Raw genomic sequence first — 19,362 nt, forward strand, 5'->3', positions numbered from 1 at the left:
ATGACCGCGCCCTGGCAGCCGTTGCTTGACTGGTGGTTCGGAAGCTCCGAATCAGCGAGGGAAGTGGCGGCGCAGAAGCGCAAGTTGTGGTTCGGCAAGCGCGACAGCCAGGACCTCGAAGCGCGCGAGCGTTTCGGGGACTGGACCGAGCAGGCACTGGCCGGCGGATTGACCGAGTGGATGCAACATCCCGAAGGTTGGCTGGCCCTGGTGCTGTTGCTCGATCAAATCCCGCGAATGATCTTTCGCGATATTCCCAAAGCCTTTGCAGGCGATCTCCGGGCGCAGAAGCTGGTAGCCCAAGGCATTGCCGCGGATTACGACCGGCAGTTGCAGCCGATTCAGCGGGTGTTCATCTACCTGGTGTTCGAGCATAGCGAAGACCTCGCGGTGCAGAACGAAGGTGTCTCGCGCTACATCGAGCTGGTGGCGCAGCAACCGGAAATCGATCGGGCGCTGTTCAGCGATTACCTGGACTATGCCGAGCGGCATCAGAGGGTGATTGCGCAGTTTGGGCGGTTTCCCCATCGCAATGCGGTGTTGGGAAGGGAGAGTACAGCTAAGGAACTCGAGTTTCTGTCGAAACCGGGCTCTCGGTTCTGATTTTTTGTTGTAGCTGATGCCGCCATCGCGAGCAGGCTCGCTCCCACAGGGATCTTTGTCGCACTGGAGATCCAATGTAGGAGCGAGCCTGCTCGCGAAGGGGCCTTCAACAGCGCCTTAGATCCGGAAGCTTCCGACCAACTGCTTCAACCGCGCCGCCTGCTGCTCAAGATCGGCACACGCACGCAAGGTCGACTGCAGGTTCTCGACACCTTCCTGGTTCAGCATGTTGATCTCGGTGATGTCGACGTTGATCGACTCCACCACAGCCGTCTGTTCTTCAGTGGCAGTGGCGACCGACTGGTTCATGCCATCGATCTCACCGATGCGCTGGGTGACGCTGTCCAGGCGCTCGCCCGCCTGGTTGGCGATGCCGACGCTGCTTTCGCTCTGGCGCTGGCTGTCGGTCATGATGCCCACCGCTGCCCGGGCGCCGACCTGCAGTTCTTCGATCATCGTCTGCACTTGCTGCGCCGAGTCCTGGGTGCGGTGAGCGAGGTTGCGCACCTCATCGGCTACCACCGCGAAACCACGCCCGGCCTCACCGGCACGTGCTGCTTCAATGGCTGCGTTCAGTGCCAGCAAGTTGGTCTGCTGGGAGATGCTGGTGATCACTTCCAGAATCTGTCCGATGTTGACCGTGTTGCTGTTGAGGGTTTCGATGTTGCCGCACGAATCGCTGATCTTGGCCGACAACTGCTGCATCGCCGCGATGGTTTTATCCACCACCTGCTGGCCGTCTTCGGCCAGGCTGCGGGCATCGCTGGAATGTTGCGAGGCCAGGGCGGCGTTCTGGGCGATTTCCTGGGCGGCGGCACCGAGCTGGTTGATCGCCGCGGCCACGCTGCTGGTGCGCGAGGCTTGCTGGTCGGAGTTGAACATCGACGAATTCGACGCGGCCACTACACGCAACGCCACCTCGTTGACCTGGCCGGTGGCCGAGGACACTTCGATGATCGAGGTGTGAATGCGCTCGACGAAGCGGTTGAACGACAGCCCCAGCGCGCCGAATTCGTCGTGGCCGTGAATGGTCAGGCGTTTGGTCAGGTCACCTTCGCCTTCGGCGATATCGTGCATGGCGCGGCCCATGGTCAGCAGCGGCTGCATCAGCAGGCTGATCAGCATGCCCAGCAGCGCAATGATGATCACTATGGCAATCACCATGGCGATGATCGCCGAGGTACGGAACTCGCTGAGCATCGAGAACGCCGTTTCCTGGTCGAGCACCAGTGCCACGTACCAGTTCGCCGATGGCACGCCGTTGACGTGGGTGAAGGAGATGAACTGACGCTTGCCGTCGATCTCGACTTCTTTCATGCCCGGGCTGACTTTGGGCGTGTCGCTCGGATAGGCCTCGGCCAGGTTCTTGAGCACCAGCTTGCTGTCCGGGTGAATCAGGATCTTGCCGTCGGCACCGACGATGAACGCATGACCGTGACCGCCGAAGTTCAGCGAGTTGATGATCGCGCTGACGCTGGACAGGTCGATGTCGGCGCCGGCGACACCGATCATCTGGCCCTGGTGCTGCACCGGGGTGGCCACGGTGATCACCAGTTTGCCGGAAGACGCGGCAATGTACGGTTCGGTGACGATGGTCTGTTGTGCGCTATTGGCCGCCTTGTACCAGCCACGGGCGCGTGGGTCGTAGTCCGCCGCGCGGTTGCCTGCCGGGACCGAGAACATCACGCCGTCGGAGCCACCGAAGTAACTCAGCTGGAAGTTGCCGGTGTAGGCGGGCAGGTCGATGATCCGTTTCAGGCCAGCGGGAGCATTGCCATCGGCGGTGATCTGCTGGGCCATCGACTGCAGCAATTGCATTCGGCTTTCCAGCCAGGTCTGGATGTTGCTGGTGGTCAGGCTGCCGAGTTCCTGCATCGAGGCTTCGGTACTATTGCGCAAGGTTTCGCGCTGGCGATAGTCGTTGAACAGGATGAAACAAGCGAATGCGACGGCCACCACGAGGGCGGCAGCCAGCAATATCTTGTGGCTGAACTTCATGTTTCTGGTCATGGTTGAGCTACCGCAGAGGGGCTGTTCTACAAAATGGGGGAGCAAATGCCACCGACGTGGCTTTGCGTTGAATTTATGTCGACTGAGCGGCGCCAAAGATTAGGTGGATTCTGTGAAAAATGACGAAATGCACGGTAAACAAGGAAAGTGACTGATTTTCGGCAAAAGGTAGACGAGTGGCCCGATAAATAGCCTGCCGGGTACGGAACCTCACAGGGGTTTTCTCTTCTAAGCTTCAGCTTGGCAGCCATGCCAATCCCCTACGCCCCCCGGAGTTTCACCATGTCGCTGCGTTCCATCGCCCTGCTTTCGTTTTGCGTGTTGCTGGCTGCCTGCAGCAAAGTCAATCAGGAAAACTACTCTAAGCTCTCGGCTGGCATGGCCAAGGCCGATGTGGAGACCCTGTTGGGCAAGCCCGCCGACTGTTCAGGCGCGCTCGGCATGTCCAGTTGCACCTGGGGCGACAAGAACAGCTTTATCAGCGTGCAGTTCGCCGGTGACAAAGTGCTGATGTTTTCCGGCCAAGGCCTGAAGTAAACCGGGGCGTTTGCCCGCGGGAGAAAAATAATGAAACGGTTATTGATCATCCTTTTTGCCGGTCTGCTATTGGCCGGCTGTGCCACGTCTGGCCAGGACCCATTGGCCCCCAAGACTGTCAAAAGCGTCAATCTCAAGCGCTACCAGGGCACCTGGTACGAGTTGGCGCGCATGCCGATGTACTTCCAGCGCGACTGTGCGCAATCCGAAGCCCATTACACGCTCAAGCCTGACGGTAACGTGGCGGTGCTGAACCGCTGCCTGACGGCGCAGTGGCAATGGGAAGAGGTCAAAGGCACGGCTTATCCACAGGAGCCCGGCAAGGGCGACAAGCTGTGGATCGAGTTCGATACCTGGTTCTCCAGGCTGATCCCGGGTACGGCGAAGGGCGAATACTGGGTGCTGTACGTCAGCGATGACTACAAGACCGCCATTGTCGGTGATCCAAGCCGGAAGTATTTGTGGCTGTTGTCGCGCACGCCGAACGTGAATGGTGTGGTGCGTGAGGAGCTGCTGAGCAAGGCGCGTCAGCAGGGTTACGACACCACGCGACTGATCTGGCGGGCGTCGGAAGAGCAGATGGCCGAAACCTCGAACTAACAACGCATGGCCCTGTAGGAGCGAGCCTGCTCGCGATGGAGTATCAGACACTACGTGTCGACTGACACACCATCGCGAGCAGGCTCGCTCCTACAGGGTTTTTGCGTTAGTTCAGAAGATCGCGCAGGACTTGAGTGAAGGCGCGGCTGCTTTCTTCCTCGTCCGCATGCCGCCCGTCACGCACCACCCACTGGCCATTCACCAGCACATCCCGCACCTGGCGATCGCCACCGGCAAACAGCCACCGATTGAGAATCCCGTCGCCATTGGCTGTCGCCAGATACGGATCGTTGCCGTCGAGCACCAGCCAGTCGGCGCGTTTGCCGACTTCCAGTGCGCCAATCGGCTGGCCCAGCGCCTGAGCACCGCCATCCAGCGCGGCATCGAACAACGTGCGGCCGACCATTGGCTGATCCGCGCCATACAAACGATTACGCCGCTGGTCGCGCAGACGCTGGCCGTATTCCAGCCAGCGCAATTCTTCTACCACGCTCAATGACACATGACTGTCGGAACCGATGCCCATGCGCCCGCCCTGGGCGAGGAAATCCACCGCCGGGAAAATCCCGTCGCCCAGGTTGGCTTCGGTGGTCAGGCACAGGCCGGCGATGGCACGACTCTTGGCCATCGACGTGACTTCTTCCGGGTTGGCGTGGGTCGCGTGGACCAGGCACCAGCGCTGATCGACGTCGATGTTTTCGTACAGCCATTGCAGCGGACGACGACCGCTCCAGGTCAGGCAGTCGTCGACTTCTTTCTGCTGCTCGGCGATGTGGATGTGCACCGGGCATTGCTTGTCGCTGGCTGCCAGCACTTCACTGATCTGCTGCGGCGTGACCGCGCGCAGCGAGTGGAAACACAGGCCTAGGGCTTGCGCCGGTTGCTGCGCCAGCACCGGTTGCAGGCGCGATTGCAGCTTGAGGTAGTTTTCAGTGCTGTTGATGAAGCGACGTTGACCGTCGTTCGGCGCTTGGCCACCGAAGCCTGAGTGGCTGTAGAGCACCGGCAGCAGGGTCAAGCCGATACCCGCGGAACTGGCTGCCTGGCTGATGCGCAGAACCAGTTCGGCCGGATCCGCGTAAGGCTGACCATTGAGGTCGTGATGCACGTAGTGAAATTCTGCCACCGAGGTGTAACCGGCCTTGAGCATTTCGATATACAACTGGCGGGCGATGACGCCGAGTTGTTCCGGGCTGATTTTTCCGACGAGGCGATACATCAGATCGCGCCAGGTCCAGAAACTGTCATTCGGATTGCCCGCCACTTCCGCCAGCCCGGCCATGGCCCGCTGGAAGGCGTGGGAGTGCAGGTTCGGCATGCCAGGCAGCAGCGGACCGCTCAACCGCTCGGCGCCATCTGCATGGGAATCGGCCTGGATATGGGTCAAAACGCCGTCGGCGCTGACCTCAAGACGTACATTGTTGGCCCATCCACTAGGCAGCAGCGCGCGTTCGGCAAAGAAGGCGGACATGGTTCATCACCCCATCGTGTGTTATTTGTATATACATATACAGACGTTTGCCTGCCCGGTAAACTCCGGCAAGCTAGCGATATTCACTAAACGACCAAGGAATAACCGTGCCGACTCCGCCTTCAGTCTCTCCGTTGGCCGCGAACATGGGCGACAGTCCGGCGCCCTTGTACGCCCGCGTCAAACAAATGATCACCCAGCAAATCGACAGTGGAAACTGGCCGCCGCACTATCGTGTGCCGTCGGAAAGCGAACTGGTCAGCCAGTTGGGCTTCAGCCGCATGACCATCAACCGCGCCCTGCGCGAGATGACCGCCGACGGTCTGCTGGTGCGCATGCAAGGTGTCGGTACGTTCGTCGCCGAGCCGAAAAGCCAGTCCGCACTGTTCGAAGTGCACAACATCGCCGATGAAATTGCCTCCCGCGGTCATCGCCACACCTGCAAGGTCATCACCCTTGAAGAAGAAGCCGCCGGCTCCGAGCGCGCCCTGGCCCTGGACATGCGCGAAGGGCAGAAGGTGTTCCATTCGCTGATCGTGCATTTCGAAAACGATATTCCGGTGCAAATCGAAGACCGTTTCGTCAATGCGCTGGTGGCGCCGGACTACCTCAAACAGGACTTCACCCTGCAAACGCCCTACGCCTATCTGAACCAGGTCGCGCCGCTGACCGAAGGCGAGCATGTGGTCGAGGCGATCCTGGCCGAGCCGTCCGAATGCAAATTGCTGCAGATTGAAAAGGGCGAGCCGTGCCTGCTGATTCGCCGCCGCACCTGGTCCGGTCGTCAGCCAGTGACTGCTGCTCGCTTGATCCATCCCGGTTCCCGTCATCGTCTGGAAGGTCGGTTCCATAAATGAGCAGTGCAAAACTTTTACGCGCCAAGGATTATCCGCGCATGCCGTGGAAAAACGGCGGCGGCAGCACCGAAGAAATCACCCGCGATGCCGGGACCGGCCTGGATGGCTTTGGCTGGCGCCTGTCGATTGCCGACATTGGCGAATCGGGCGGGTTTTCCACTTTCGCCGGTTACGAGCGAGTGATCACCGTTTTGCAGGGCGATGGTATGAGCCTGACGGTGGATGGTCAGGTTACGCGGCCACTGTTACCGCTGGACCCGTTTGCTTTCAGCGGCGAGAGCAAGGTTTCCTGCATGTTGCTGGGTGGGCCGATTCGCGATTTCAACCTGATTTATGCGCCGCAGCGTTACGGTGCGCGGTTGCAGTGGTTGAGCGGCGAGCAGCGGTTCTTCAGCTCGGCGGGCACGGTGTTGGTGTTTAGCATCAGCGATGCGCTGGACGTGGTGGTCGATAGCAACGCTTCGCAACTTGGCCGGCATGATTGTCTGCAACTCGAAGGTAACACTGGGTTGCTGGAAATCTCCAGCAACGGAGCCTGCTGCGTGATCGAACTGACAACGCGCTGATCTCCTGTAGGAGCAGCCGGTCGACGCTCGATTGCTCGCGAAAAACCCATAGGCGCCGCAAGGCATCTGGTTTTACGCGTTATCGTTCACGACCATCGCGAGCAATCGAGCGTCGACCGGCTGCTCCTACAGGGGGTGGGCTTGCTCGCGATGTCGTTCCCCCCCCCAAAAAAAAAAATTACGTTTCCCATCGCGCACCAACTTGTTACCGAACGCCCCAGCGTGGCGCAAAACCACGCTCAAGTAACAAACCCCCACGCCACAAAAATCCCCCCGAAAAAATTTCATCTACGCCAGAACCCTTGTTCCAGGCGCTCTCCAGCCGTTTCAGAATTTTTCTTGAATGCTCCTCCAATAAGTTGGCCGCTTGATTGCATATGCTTGTATGTACAAGTAAAGACGTATGTGTATGAGTCACGAGGACTCAACCATCGTCCACTGATTCGCCGGTGTGCACTGATGCCCATTGGCTTGCTCGCCCACTGCCTGGGTTGGTTTGGATTGATTGCTGAGGAGTCTTTTTCGTGACTGACATTAAACCTACAAAGTTTCGTGACGTTGAAATCCGTGCCGCACGCGGTAACAAGCTGACCGCCAAAAGCTGGCTGACTGAAGCTCCACTGCGCATGTTGATGAACAACCTCGACCCGGAAGTCGCCGAGAACCCTAAAGAACTGGTGGTTTACGGTGGTATCGGTCGCGCTGCACGTAACTGGGAATGCTACGACAAGATCGTTGAAAGCCTGACCAACCTGAACGACGACGAGACCCTGCTGGTGCAATCCGGCAAGCCGGTCGGCGTGTTCAAGACCCACAGCAACGCCCCGCGCGTACTGATCGCCAACTCCAACCTGGTGCCACACTGGGCGAGCTGGGAACACTTCAACGAACTGGACGCCAAAGGCCTGGCCATGTACGGCCAGATGACCGCCGGCAGCTGGATCTACATCGGCAGCCAGGGCATCGTCCAGGGCACCTACGAAACCTTCGTCGAAGCCGGTCGCCAGCACTATAACGATGACCTGAAAGGTCGTTGGGTACTGACCGCAGGCCTGGGCGGCATGGGTGGCGCTCAGCCTCTGGCCGCGACCCTGGCCGGTGCTTGCTCGCTGAACATCGAGTGCCAGCAGGTCAGCATCGATTTCCGTCTGAAAAGCCGCTATGTCGACGAGCAAGCAACCGATCTCGACGACGCGCTGGCCCGCATCGCCAGATACACCGCCGAAGGCAAGGCGATTTCCATCGCGCTGCTGGGCAACGCGGCTGAAATCCTGCCGGAACTGGTCAAGCGCGGTGTGCGCCCGGACATGGTCACCGACCAGACCAGCGCCCACGACCCGCTCAACGGCTACCTGCCTGCCGGCTGGACCTGGGACCAGTACCGCGCTCGCGCCAAGACCGAGCCGGCCGCTGTGATCAAAGCCGCCAAGCAATCGATGGCCGTGCACGTCAAGGCGATGCTGGACTTCCAGAAAATGGGCGTACCGACCTTCGACTACGGCAACAACATCCGCCAGATGGCGCAAGAAGAAGGCGTGGAAAACGCATTCGACTTCCCTGGCTTCGTACCGGCCTACATCCGTCCGCTGTTTTGCCGCGGTATCGGCCCGTTCCGTTGGGCTGCGCTGTCGGGCAACGCCGAAGACATCTACAAGACCGACGCCAAGGTCAAAGAGCTGATCCCGGACGACGCCCACCTGCACAACTGGCTGGACATGGCCCGCGAGCGCATCAGCTTCCAGGGTCTGCCGGCACGTATCTGCTGGGTTGGCCTGGGCCTGCGCGCCAAGCTGGGTCTGGCGTTCAACGAAATGGTACGCAGCGGCGAGTTGTCCGCGCCGATCGTGATCGGTCGCGACCACCTGGACTCCGGTTCGGTATCGAGCCCGAACCGCGAAACCGAATCCATGCAGGACGGTTCCGACGCCGTGTCTGACTGGCCACTGCTCAACGCCCTGCTCAATACCGCGAGCGGCGCGACCTGGGTGTCCCTGCACCACGGCGGCGGTGTAGGCATGGGCTTCTCCCAGCACTCGGGCATGGTGATTGTCTGCGACGGTACTGACGAAGCGGCCGAGCGTATCGCTCGCGTGCTGCACAACGACCCGGCCACCGGTGTCATGCGTCACGCCGATGCCGGTTACCAGATCGCCATCGACTGCGCCAAGGAACAAGGGCTGAACCTGCCGATGATTACCGGCAAATAAAGAAAGCGGGCCTTGGCCCAATGCAAACCTGTAGGAGCTGCCGAAGGCTGCGATCTTTTGCGTTGTTACTGACGCCGAAGATCAAAAGATCGCAGCCTCGTTTCACTCGACAGCTCCTACGCAGCTCCTACGCAGTTTCTACACAGCACCTACATAGCTTCTACACAGATACAACCAACACCGACCAACAATCCACAGAGGTTGACCCATGGCTGTTAACAGCGAACGTGCAGGCAACAAACCGTTGATCGAGAAGCGCTCGATCGACTACATCCCGGAAGCGGAAAGACACGGTCGTCTGTTGAGTCAGTTCACCCTGTGGATGGGTGCCAACCTGCAAATCACCGCGATTGTCACCGGGGCCCTGGCCGTGGTGCTGGGCGGTGATGTGTTCTGGTCGTTGATCGGTCTGTTGATCGGTCAATTGCTCGGCGGTGGCGTGATGGCGCTGCATGCCGCGCAAGGCCCCAAGCTTGGCCTGCCGCAGATGATCTCCAGCCGGGTGCAGTTCGGCGTCTATGGCGCAGCTATCCCAATCGTGCTGGTGTGTCTGATGTACCTGGGCTTCACTGCAACGGGCACCGTACTTTCCGGCCAGGCGCTGGGCCAGTTGTTTGGCGTCAGCGACACCGTCGGTATCCTTCTTTTCGCCAGTGTCATCGTGCTGGTCACGGTGCTCGGTTATCGGGTGATCCATTGGATCGGCCGTGTTGCCAGTGTCATTGGCGTGATTGCCTTTGTTTATCTGTTCAGCCGTCTGATGAGCCAGGTTGATGTTGGCGCACTGTTGCAAATCCGCCACTTCAGCTGGAGCAGCTTCTTGTTCGCGGTGTCGCTCGCAGCGTCCTGGCAGATCGCCTTCGGCCCTTATGTGGCTGACTATTCTCGCTACCTGCCGAGCAAGATTTCCTCGGTGAAAACTTTTTTTGCCGCAGGCGCAGGTTCGGTCATTGGTGCACAGGTGGCGATGGTCCTCGGCGTGTTCGCTGCCGCTTCGGCCAACGGGCAATACGCCGGCCACGAAGTGGCCTACATCGTTGGTCTGGGCGGTACCGGTGCCACCGCTGCGCTGCTGTACTTCAGCATCGCCTTTGGCAAGGTCACCATCTCCACGCTGAACTCCTACGGCAGCTTCATGTGCATTGCGACCATCATCAGCGGTTTCCGGGGTGACCTGAAGGTAACGCGCTTGCAGCGTCTGGCCTTCGTGCTGGTCATCGTCGGTGCTGCGACCCTGATGGCGTTGCTCGGTCAGCACTCGTTCCTCGGTGCGTTCAAGTCCTTCATCCTGTTCTTGCTGGCGTTCTTCACGCCCTGGAGCGCGATCAACCTGGTGGACTACTACTGCATCACCCGCGAGCGTTATGACGTGCCGGCGCTGGCCGATCCGAACGGTCGCTACGGCCGCTGGAACCCACTCGGGATCAGCGTTTATGTGTTCGGTGTGCTGGTGCAACTGCCGTTCATTGCTACCAAGTTCTACACCGGTCCGTTGGTGAGCGCCCTGGGTGGCGTGGATATTTCCTGGATCATCGGCCTGGTGCTGCCCGCCGCCGTGTATTACGCATGTGCGAAAAAATGGCACGGTGCAGTGCCCGATCAACTGATTCTGCCGGTCGAGCAGGACAGCGTTGTACAACCTGAAAAAAGCGGAGCCGGTCGCGCTGCGGCGCAGGCCTGATTGGATGTGGACAGGGCTGGATGCCTCTTGACTGCCGTAAGCCAACTCATGATTAGGAGCGTCACAACAATGAAATCGAACAAGACCCTGCTGACCGCATTGCTTTCCATGGGCCTGCTGGCCAGCGCCGGCGCCACTCAGGCGGCGGGTTGGTGCGAGTCGGGTAAACCGGTGAAATTTGCCGGCCTGAACTGGGAAAGCGCCATGCTCCTGACCGACGTGCTGCAAGTCGTGCTGGAGAAAGGCTACGACTGCAAGACCGACAGCCTTCCGGGTAACTCCATCACCATGGAAAACGCCCTGAGCAGCAACGATATTCAAGTGTTCGCCGAAGAGTGGGTCGGCCGCAGCGAAGTCTGGAACAAGGCCGAGAAGGCCGGCAAAGTCGTCGGTGTCGGCGCACCGGTTGTTGGTGCAATTGAAGGCTGGTACGTGCCGCGCTACGTGATCGAAGGCGATGCCAAGCGCAAACTGGAAGCCAAGGCGCCGGACCTGAAAAACATTGCTGACCTGGGCAAATACTCGGCGATCTTCAAGGACGCCGAAGAGCCGTCCAAGGGCCGTTTCTACAACTGCCCGGCTGGCTGGACCTGTGAGCTGGACAATAGCGAAATGCTGAAAAGCTACGGCCTGGAAAGCACCTACACCAACTTCCGCCCAGGCACCGGCCCGGCGCTGGATGCCGCCGTGCTGTCGAGCTACAAGCGTGGCGAGCCGATCCTGTTCTACTACTGGTCGCCAACGCCGCTGATGGGCCAGGTTGACGTGGTCAAACTCGAAGAGAAACCAGGCGTGAACAAGACCGTGGATATCAAGGTCGGCCTGTCCAAGACTTTCCATGACGAAGCACCGGAACTGGTGGCCGTGCTGGAAAAGGTCAACGTGCCGATCGACCTGCTGAACCAGAACCTGGGGCGCATGACCAAAGAGCGGATCGAGTCACCAAAACTGGCCAAGATCTTCCTGAAGGAACATCCTGAAGTCTGGCACGCATGGGTGAGCGAAGACGCAGCCAAGAAAATCGACGCGGCCTTGTAGGTCGGGCTTCTCCGACTGCCGGCGACGGCAGTCGGATGCTTGATCGCAACCCCTTGATTGAGAGTCTCTTATGTTTCCCGAAAGCTTTACCTTTTCCATCGCCGACTGGGTCAACGGTTGGGTCGATTCGCTGGTCACCAACTACGGCGACGTGTTCCGGCACATCTCCGACACCCTGTTGTGGGCCATCGTCAATCTTGAAAGCCTGCTGCGTGCAGCGCCCTGGTGGCTGATGCTGGCGATCGTGGCCGGTGTGGCCTGGCACGCGACCCGTAAAGTCGTGACCACCGCCGTCATCGTCGGCTTGCTGTTCCTGGTGGGTGCGGTCGGCCTCTGGGACAAGCTGATGCAGACCCTGGCGCTGATGATGGTGGCGACGATCATTTCGGTGTTGATCGGCATCCCGCTGGGCATTCTCTCGGCGCGCAGCAACCGCCTGCGTTCGGTGCTGATGCCGTTGCTGGACATCATGCAGACCATGCCGAGCTTCGTGTACCTGATTCCGGTGCTGATGCTGTTCGGCCTGGGCAAGGTCCCGGCGATTTTCGCTACGGTGATCTACGCCGCGCCGCCGCTGATCCGCCTGACCGATCTGGGCATTCGCCAGGTCGACGGCGAAGTGATGGAAGCGATCAACGCCTTCGGTGCCAACCGTTGGCAGCAACTGTTCGGCGTGCAACTGCCGCTGGCCCTGCCGAGCATCATGGCCGGGATCAACCAGACCACCATGATGGCCCTGTCGATGGTGGTGATCGCCTCGATGATCGGTGCCCGTGGTCTGGGTGAAGACGTGCTGGTGGGGATTCAGACCCTCAACGTCGGACGTGGCCTTGAGGCTGGTCTGGCGATCGTGATTCTGGCTGTGGTGATCGACCGCATTACTCAGGCGTACGGTCGCGCACGGCATGAGGTGAGCAAATGAACAACGCAACCGTGAGCAAGATCGAAGTCAAAAACGTCTTCAAGATTTTCGGCAACCGTTCCAAGGACGCGCTGGCCATGGTCGGCCAGGGCAAGACCAAGGATCAGGTGCTGGCCGAAACCGGCTGCGTGGTGGGTGTAAACGACCTGTCGCTGAGCATCGGCAGCGGCGAGATCTTCGTGATCATGGGCCTGTCGGGTTCCGGCAAGTCGACCCTGGTGCGCCACTTCAACCGCCTGATCGACCCGACCAGCGGCGCGATCCTGGTGGACGGCGTGGACATCCTGCAATACGACATGGAAGCCCTGCGCGAATTTCGTCGGCGCAAGATCAGCATGGTGTTCCAGAGCTTCGGCCTGTTGCCGCACAAGAGCGTGCTGGACAACGTCGCCTACGGCCTGAAAATCCGTGGCGAAAGCAAAGCCATGTGCGCCGAGCGTGCGCTGCACTGGATCAACACCGTGGGCCTCAAGGGCTACGAAAACAAATACCCGCATCAGCTTTCCGGCGGCATGCGTCAGCGTGTGGGCCTGGCCCGTGCTCTGGCGGCGGACACCGACATCATTCTGATGGACGAAGCCTTCAGCGCCCTCGACCCGTTGATCCGCGCGGAGATGCAGGACCAGTTGCTGGAACTGCAAAAGACCCTGCACAAGACCATCGTCTTCATCACCCACGACCTCGACGAGGCCGTGCGCATCGGCAACCGCATCGCGATCCTCAAGGATGGCCGCCTGATCCAGGTCGGCACGCCGAGAGAGATCCTGCACTCGCCGGCGGATGAGTACGTCGACCGCTTTGTGCAGCGTCGGGCGGCGGTGGTTTAAAAAGATTTGCAGTGAGTGAGCTGGCCTCTTCGCGTGCAGGCTCGCTCCCACAGGGAAATGCATTCCAATGTGGGAGCGAGCCTGCTCGCGAAGGCGGCGGTGAAGCTGCATCAATATTTGGATGAGGTTGAAGATGTCCCAGGCTGAAAAAATCGTTATCACCGAAGCTCAGGTCAGTTGGCAGGACGTGGTCGCCGTGGCCCGCGATGGCGCACAGCTTGAGCTGTCGGCACCGATCTGGGCGCGCATCGAAAACGCGCAGGCCATCGTCCAGCGCATCGTCGCCAGCGGTGAACGTGCTTATGGCATCAACACCGGCCTGGGCGCGCTGTGCAACGTCTCGCTGCAGGACGAACAACTCAGCCAGTTGTCGCGCAACACCTTGCTCAGCCACGCTTGCGGCGTGGGTGCAGCGCTGACTAACGAGCAGACCCGCTCGATCATGTGCGCCGCCGTCGTCAACTACAGCCACGGCAAATCCGGCCTGCACCGTCAGGTCGTCGAAGCGTTGCTGGCGTTGCTCAACCGTGGCATCACCCCGCAAGTGCCGTCCCAGGGTTCCGTGGGTTACCTGACCCACATGGCCCACATCGGCATCGCGCTGCTGGGCGTCGGCAATGTCAGCTATCGCGGTCAGGTCGTTAGCGCGCAGCAAGCGCTGGCTGAAGAAGGCCTGCAACCAGTCAAGCTCGGCGCCAAGGACGGTTTGTGCCTGGTCAACGGCACACCGTGCATGACTGGCCTGAGCTGCCTGGCGATTGCCGATGCTACGCGCCTGCTGGAATGGGCCGACGTGATCGGCGCCATGAGCTTTGAAGCCCAACGCGGGCAAATCGACGCCTTCGACGCCGAGATCATCGCGCTCAAGCCGCACCCGGGCATGCAACAGGTCGGGATCAACCTGCGAGCCTTGCTCGACGGCAGCGAAGTGATCGCCCAGAGCAAAGGCATTCGTACCCAGGACGCTCTGAGCATCCGCTCGATTCCGCAAGTGCACGGCGCCGCACGCGATCAACTGGTGCATGCGACCAAACAGATCGAAACCGAACTCAACGGCGCCACCGACAACCCGCTGGTGCTGGGCACTGCGGATAATTACCGCGTGGTGTCTCAGGCCAACCCCCATGGCCAGTCCGTGGCAATGGCGGCGGACCTGCTGGCGATTGCCATGGCGGAAATCGGCTCCATCGCCGAGCGTCGCCTGGACCGTTTGATCAACCCGCACGTCAGCGGCCTGCCGGCGTTCCTGGTGGCCAACCCAGGTGTGAACTCCGGGATGATGATCGTGCAATACGTCGCCGCTTCGCTGTGCGCGGAAAACCGTCAACTGGCGCAACCGGCAGTGTTGGATAACTACGTGACGTCGGGCCTGCAGGAAGATCACCTGAGCCTGGGCACCAACGCCGCGCTGAAGCTGCATCGTGCACTGGAAAACTGCACGCAGATCCTCGCCATCGAGTACCTGTTGGCGGCCCAGGCGTTCGAGTTCCTCAAAGAACAACGCTTCGGCACGGGCACCGATGCTGCCTGGCGCCTGCTGCGCGAGCATGTTGCCCCCTACGACCAGGATCGCTGGTTGGCACCGGACATTGCCGCCGCTGCTGCGGTGTTGAAAGACCCGATTTTGCTGCACAACGCTTTTCCAGAACTGAACTGACTTCCACAACACCAGCGTGCCAAGGCGCGGCTCCCTAAAAGGCAGACGCGACGGACAACGGACATCTCCGGAGCGTCTGGTGAGTTAACAACAACTCTCAAAAGGAGCACAAAATGACTGCGCTAAACCTGATTCCCGGCCAACTGAGCCTCGCCCAACTGCGTGACGTCTATCAGCAGCCGGTGAAACTGACCCTCGACCACAGCGCCTCGGCCCAGATTGAAGCCAGCGTTGCCTGCGTGGAGCAGATCCTCGCCGAGAACCGCACCGCTTACGGCATCAACACCGGTTTCGGCCTGCTGGCCTCGACCCGCATTGCCAGCGAAGACCTGGAAAACCTGCAGCGCTCGCTGGTGCTGTCTCACGCCGCCGGTGTCGGTCAGCCGATCAGCGACGAGCTGGTACGCCTGATCATGGTGCTCAAGGTCAACAGCCTGAGCCGTGGTTTCTCCGGCATCCGTCGTGTGGTGATCGATGCGCTGATCGCCCTGATCAACGCCGAGGTTTACCCGCACATTCCATTGAAAGGTTCGGTCGGTGCCTCCGGTGACCTGGCGCCTTTGGCCCACATGTCGCTGGTGCTGCTGGGCGAAGGCAAGGCGCGCTACAAAGGCGAGTGGATGGAAGCCACCGAAGCGCTGAAAGTCGCAGGTCTTGCCCCGCTGACCCTGGCCGCGAAAGAAGGCTTGGCGCTGCTCAACGGCACTCAAGTCTCCACCGCGTTTGCCCTGCGTGGCCTGTTCGAAGGTGAAGACCTGTTCGCCGGTGCCTTGGCGCTGGGCGGCCTGACCGTTGAGGCGGTTCTGGGTTCGCGCTCGCCGTTCGACGCACGCATCCACGCTGCCCGTGGCCAGAAAGGCCAGATCGATGCCGCCGCCGCGTACCGCGACCTGCTGGGCGAGCGCAGCGAAGTCTCCGACTCCCATGAAAACTGCGAAAAGGTCCAGGATCCATACTCCCTGCGTTGCCAGCCGCAAGTCATGGGTGCCTGCCTGACCCAGTTCCGTCAGGCCGCCGAAGTGCTGGCCATCGAAGCCAACGCCGTATCGGACAACCCGTTGGTGTTCGCCGCTGAAGGCGATGTGATCTCCGGTGGTAACTTCCACGCCGAGCCAGTGGCCATGGCCGCTGACAACATGGCACTGGCCATCGCTGAAATCGGTTCCCTGAGCGAACGCCGTATCTCGCTGATGATGGACAAGCACATGTCGCAATTGCCGCCGTTCCTGGTGGCCAACGGTGGCGTGAACTCCGGTTTCATGATTGCCCAGGTGACTGCGGCGGCACTGGCCAGCGAGAACAAGGCGCTGTCCCATCCGCATTCGGTGGACAGCCTGCCGACTTCCGCCAACCAGGAAGACCACGTATCGATGGCGCCGGCGGCTGGCAAGCGCCTGTGGGAAATGGCCGAGAACACCCGCGGGATTCTCGCCGTGGAATGGCTGGCGGCGGCTCAGGGTCTGGATTTGCGCAACGGTCTGAAGACTTCGCCAAAACTGGAAAAGGCCCGTGCCATTCTGCGTAACGAAGTGCCTTTCTATGAGAAAGACCGCTTCTTCGCGCCGGACATCAATGCGGCGTCTGAGTTGTTGGCTTCGCGTTGCCTGAACGAGCTGATCACGACCAAGCTTTTGCCTAGCCTGTAATGGCCCCTTCGCGAGCAGGCTCGCTCCCACAGGATTCGTGCAATCCTATGTGGGAGCGAGCTCGCTCGCGATTCGATTTAGCGTCGAATAACAATAATTAGGGACGAGAAATGCAACAGGCAGAAAAAGGTTTGAAACGCGGGCTCTCTGCCCGACATATTCGCTTCATGGCGCTGGGGTCGGCGATCGGCACCGGGCTGTTTTATGGATCTGCCTCGGCCATTCAAATGGCCGGGCCTGCGGTACTGCTCGCTTACCTGATTGGTGGCGCGGCGGTGTTCATGGTCATGCGCGCCCTCGGTGAGATGGCGGTGCACAACCCGGTGGCCGGCTCTTTCGGCCAGTACGCCAGCACCTACCTGGGGCCGATGGCGGGCTTCATCCTCGGTTGGACCTACGCATTCGAAATGGTCATCGTCGGCATGGCCGATGTCACCGCGTTCGGTATTTACATGGGCTTCTGGTTCCCGGAGGTTTCCCGCTGGATCTGGGTGCTGGGTGTCGTTTCCATCGTCGGCGGCTTGAATCTGTGCAACGTCAAAGTCTTCGGTGAAATGGAGTTCTGGCTGTCGCTGCTCAAGGTCGCGGCCATCGTCGCGATGATCCTGGGCGGTTTCGGCATCATGTGGTTCGGCATCAGCTCGGCCCCCGGCCAGGCGACCGACATCAGCAACCTCTGGAACCACGGCGGCTTCATGCCCAATGGCATGGGCGGTCTGATTGCTTCGTTCGCAGTGGTGATGTTTGCGTTTGGCGGTATTGAAATCATCGGCGTAACGGCTGGTGAAGCCAAGGACCCGCAGCACGTGCTGCCCCGGGCGATCAATGCCGTACCGTTGCGGATCCTGCTGTTCTACGTGCTGACGATGCTGGTGCTGATGTCGATCTTTCCATGGCAGCAGATCGGCAGCCAGGGCAGCCCGTTCGTGCAGATTTTCGACAAGCTGGGGATCAGCTCGGCGGCCACCATTCTCAATATCGTGGTGATCACGGCGGCGATTTCGGCGATCAACAGTGACATCTTCGGCGCTGGCCGCATGATGTTCGGTCTGGCCCAACAAGGCCATGCGCCCAAGGGCTTCGCCCGCCTGTCGCGCAATGGCGTGCCATGGATGACCGTGGTGGTGATGAGTGCCGCGCTGTTGCTGGGCGTGTTGCTGAACTATCTGATCCCGGAAAACGTGTTCCTGTTGATCGCTTCCATCGCGACCTTTGCCACGGTGTGGGTCTGGCTGATGATTCTGGTGACCCAAGTGGCCATGCGCCGGTCCATGAGCGCCGAGCAGGTTGCACAACTGAAATTCCCGGTACCGCTCTGGCCCTATGCGCCGGCGGCGGCGATTGCCTTCATGCTGTTCATTTTCGGCGTGCTGGGCTATTTCCCGGACACCCAGGCAGCGCTGATCGTCGGCGTGGTCTGGATCGTATTGCTGGTGCTGGCTTACCTGACGTGGGTAAAACCGGCGGCGGGCCAGGCAGCCCTGGTGACACAGGACCCTGTTTTTTCTCATCGATAACCTAATGGAGGCCAAGGATGAAAACTCTCTGGCAACACTGTCACGTCGCAACCATGGCACAAGGCGTCTACTCGATCATCGAGGACGCGGCCATCGTGACGTCAGGAGCGCACATTGAGTGGATCGGCCCGCGCGGTGAATTGCCGGCGGGCGAGTATCCGGCCGTCAATGATTTGAACGGAGCCTGGGTCACACCGGGCCTGATCGACTGCCATACCCATACGGTGTTCGGCGGTAACCGCAGCGGCGAATTCGAGCAGCGCCTGCAAGGCGTCAGCTACGCGCAAATCGCCGCCAGCGGTGGCGGCATCGCCAGCACCGTGCGCGCCACCCGCGCCGCCAGCGAAGATGAATTGTTCGCCAGCGCCAGCAAACGTCTGAAAAGCCTGATGCGTGATGGCGTCACCAGCATCGAAATCAAGTCCGGCTACGGCCTGGACCTGGCCAACGAGCGCAAGATGCTGCGTGTGGCCCGTCGCCTCGGTGCCGAACTACCGGTCAGCGTGCGCAGCACCTGCCTGGCCGCTCACGCCCTGCCGCCGGAATACGTCGATCGCGCCGATGACTACATTGATCACATCTGCGCCGAAATGCTGCCGGCCCTGGCCGCTGAAGGGCTGGTCGACGCGGTGGATGCCTTCTGTGAATACCTGGCGTTCTCCCCGGCGCAGGTCGAGCGTGTATTTATCACCGCCCAGGCACTGGGCCTACCAGTGAAGCTGCACGCCGAGCAGTTGTCGTCGCTGCACGGTTCGAGCCTGGCGGCGCGTTACCACGCATTGTCCGCCGATCACCTGGAGTTCATGACCGAGGACGATGCCATCGCCATGGCCAAGTCCGGTACGGTCGCGGTGCTGTTGCCTGGCGCCTTTTACTTCCTGCGTGAAACCCAATTGCCGCCGATGGACGCCCTGCGCAAGCACGGCGTGAAAATCGCAATCGCCAGCGACCTCAATCCGGGCACCTCGCCGGGACTGTCGTTGCGCCTGATGCTGAACATGGCTTGCACCTGTTTTCGCATGACCCCGGAAGAAGCCCTGGCCGGTGCGACGATTCACGCTGCCACCGCACTGGGCATGGCCGCCACCCATGGTTCGCTGGAGGCCGGCAAGGTTGCGGACTTCGTCGCCTGGCAAATCGATCGCCCGGCCGACCTGTGTTACTGGCTGGGCGGCGACCTGGAAAAACGCGTCGTGCGCCACGGCGTCGAATCAAGTCTGTAG

At 60.6% G+C, this 19,362-nt stretch carries 16 protein-coding genes and 1 pseudogene; 14 read left to right on the forward strand and 3 right to left on the reverse strand.

Going from position 1 to position 19,362, the window contains the following annotated elements; all coding sequences use genetic code 11:
- On the forward strand, positions 1–603 hold the full coding sequence (locus C8K63_RS07830) for a DUF924 family protein (RefSeq protein WP_108216200.1): 603 nt from the start codon (positions 1–3) through the stop codon (positions 601–603).
- A gap of 117 nt (positions 604–720) precedes the next feature.
- On the opposite strand, the gene C8K63_RS31200 is transcribed toward C8K63_RS07830, so the two are convergent.
- Together C8K63_RS31200 and C8K63_RS31205 are read right to left on the reverse strand one after the other, a co-directional pair.
- Positions 721–1,485, reverse strand: coding sequence for a methyl-accepting chemotaxis protein (locus C8K63_RS31200; protein ID WP_371920743.1), 765 nt, complete (start codon positions 1,483–1,485; stop codon positions 721–723).
- 93 nt (positions 1,486–1,578) lie between these two features.
- Positions 1,579–2,613 (reverse strand): annotated as a pseudogene (locus tag C8K63_RS31205) (cache domain-containing protein); the annotation flags it as partial.
- A 282-nt stretch (positions 2,614–2,895) separates the two neighbouring features.
- Between C8K63_RS31205 and C8K63_RS07840 the strand changes: the two are divergent.
- On the forward strand, positions 2,896–3,150 hold the full coding sequence (locus C8K63_RS07840; RefSeq protein ID WP_007975531.1) for a hypothetical protein: 255 nt from the start codon (positions 2,896–2,898) through the stop codon (positions 3,148–3,150).
- 30 nt (positions 3,151–3,180) lie between these two features.
- Positions 3,181–3,750 carry a lipocalin family protein gene (locus tag C8K63_RS07845; RefSeq protein WP_108216202.1) on the forward strand — a complete coding sequence of 190 codons (570 nt, stop codon included), beginning with the start codon at positions 3,181–3,183 and terminating at the stop codon, positions 3,748–3,750.
- A 106-nt stretch (positions 3,751–3,856) separates the two neighbouring features.
- Here C8K63_RS07845 and C8K63_RS07850 read toward each other — a convergent pair whose 3' ends face one another.
- Entirely contained in the window at positions 3,857–5,221 is a 1,365-nt protein-coding gene (locus C8K63_RS07850; protein ID WP_108216203.1) for a formimidoylglutamate deiminase, read from the reverse strand.
- A gap of 146 nt (positions 5,222–5,367) precedes the next feature.
- Between C8K63_RS07850 and hutC the strand changes: the two genes are divergently transcribed.
- The 11 genes from hutC (at position 5,368) to hutI (ending at position 19,362) form a co-directional block, all read left to right on the forward strand.
- Positions 5,368–6,078 carry a histidine utilization repressor gene (hutC, locus tag C8K63_RS07855; RefSeq protein WP_162135916.1) on the forward strand — a complete coding sequence of 237 codons (711 nt, stop codon included), beginning with the start codon at positions 5,368–5,370 and terminating at the stop codon, positions 6,076–6,078.
- Positions 6,075–6,644, forward strand: coding sequence for a HutD family protein (locus tag C8K63_RS07860; RefSeq protein WP_108216205.1), 570 nt, complete (start codon positions 6,075–6,077; stop codon positions 6,642–6,644). Before hutC ends, C8K63_RS07860 begins: the two co-directional genes overlap by 4 nt.
- A 524-nt stretch (positions 6,645–7,168) precedes the next feature.
- Positions 7,169–8,851 (forward strand): urocanate hydratase, encoded by a 1,683-nt coding sequence (hutU, locus tag C8K63_RS07865; RefSeq protein ID WP_108216206.1) that lies wholly within the window; start codon positions 7,169–7,171, stop codon positions 8,849–8,851.
- Positions 8,852–9,059: 208 nt separating this feature from the next.
- Positions 9,060–10,532, forward strand: coding sequence for a cytosine permease (locus C8K63_RS07870; protein ID WP_108216207.1), 1,473 nt, complete (start codon positions 9,060–9,062; stop codon positions 10,530–10,532).
- Positions 10,533–10,601: 69 nt separating this feature from the next.
- On the forward strand, positions 10,602–11,570 hold the full coding sequence (locus C8K63_RS07875; RefSeq protein WP_108216208.1) for an ABC transporter substrate-binding protein: 969 nt from the start codon (positions 10,602–10,604) through the stop codon (positions 11,568–11,570).
- A gap of 70 nt (positions 11,571–11,640) precedes the next feature.
- Positions 11,641–12,492, forward strand: coding sequence for a proline/glycine betaine ABC transporter permease (locus C8K63_RS07880; protein ID WP_103396924.1), 852 nt, complete (start codon positions 11,641–11,643; stop codon positions 12,490–12,492).
- Positions 12,489–13,319, forward strand: a complete 831-nt coding sequence (locus C8K63_RS07885; RefSeq protein ID WP_015093103.1) for a glycine betaine/L-proline ABC transporter ATP-binding protein — start codon at positions 12,489–12,491, stop codon at positions 13,317–13,319. The genes C8K63_RS07880 and C8K63_RS07885 overlap by 4 nt, the downstream gene beginning before the upstream one ends.
- A 133-nt stretch (positions 13,320–13,452) precedes the next feature.
- Positions 13,453–14,976 carry a histidine ammonia-lyase gene (hutH, locus tag C8K63_RS07890; protein WP_108216209.1) on the forward strand — a complete coding sequence of 508 codons (1,524 nt, stop codon included), beginning with the start codon at positions 13,453–13,455 and terminating at the stop codon, positions 14,974–14,976.
- 113 nt (positions 14,977–15,089) lie between these two features.
- Complete coding sequence (gene hutH, locus C8K63_RS07895) at positions 15,090–16,622, forward strand: histidine ammonia-lyase (RefSeq protein ID WP_108216210.1); 1,533 nt, start codon at positions 15,090–15,092, stop codon at positions 16,620–16,622.
- A gap of 110 nt (positions 16,623–16,732) precedes the next feature.
- Complete coding sequence (locus tag C8K63_RS07900) at positions 16,733–18,139, forward strand: amino acid permease (protein ID WP_108216211.1); 1,407 nt, start codon at positions 16,733–16,735, stop codon at positions 18,137–18,139.
- Between the two features lie 17 nt (positions 18,140–18,156).
- Positions 18,157–19,362: an imidazolonepropionase gene (gene hutI / locus C8K63_RS07905; protein ID WP_108216212.1), complete on the forward strand. Its 1,206-nt coding sequence runs from the start codon at positions 18,157–18,159 to the stop codon at positions 19,360–19,362.

Origin of the sequence: Pseudomonas sp. GV085 (assembly GCF_003050925.1) — a bacterium.
Classification (GTDB): domain Bacteria; phylum Pseudomonadota; class Gammaproteobacteria; order Pseudomonadales; family Pseudomonadaceae; genus Aquipseudomonas.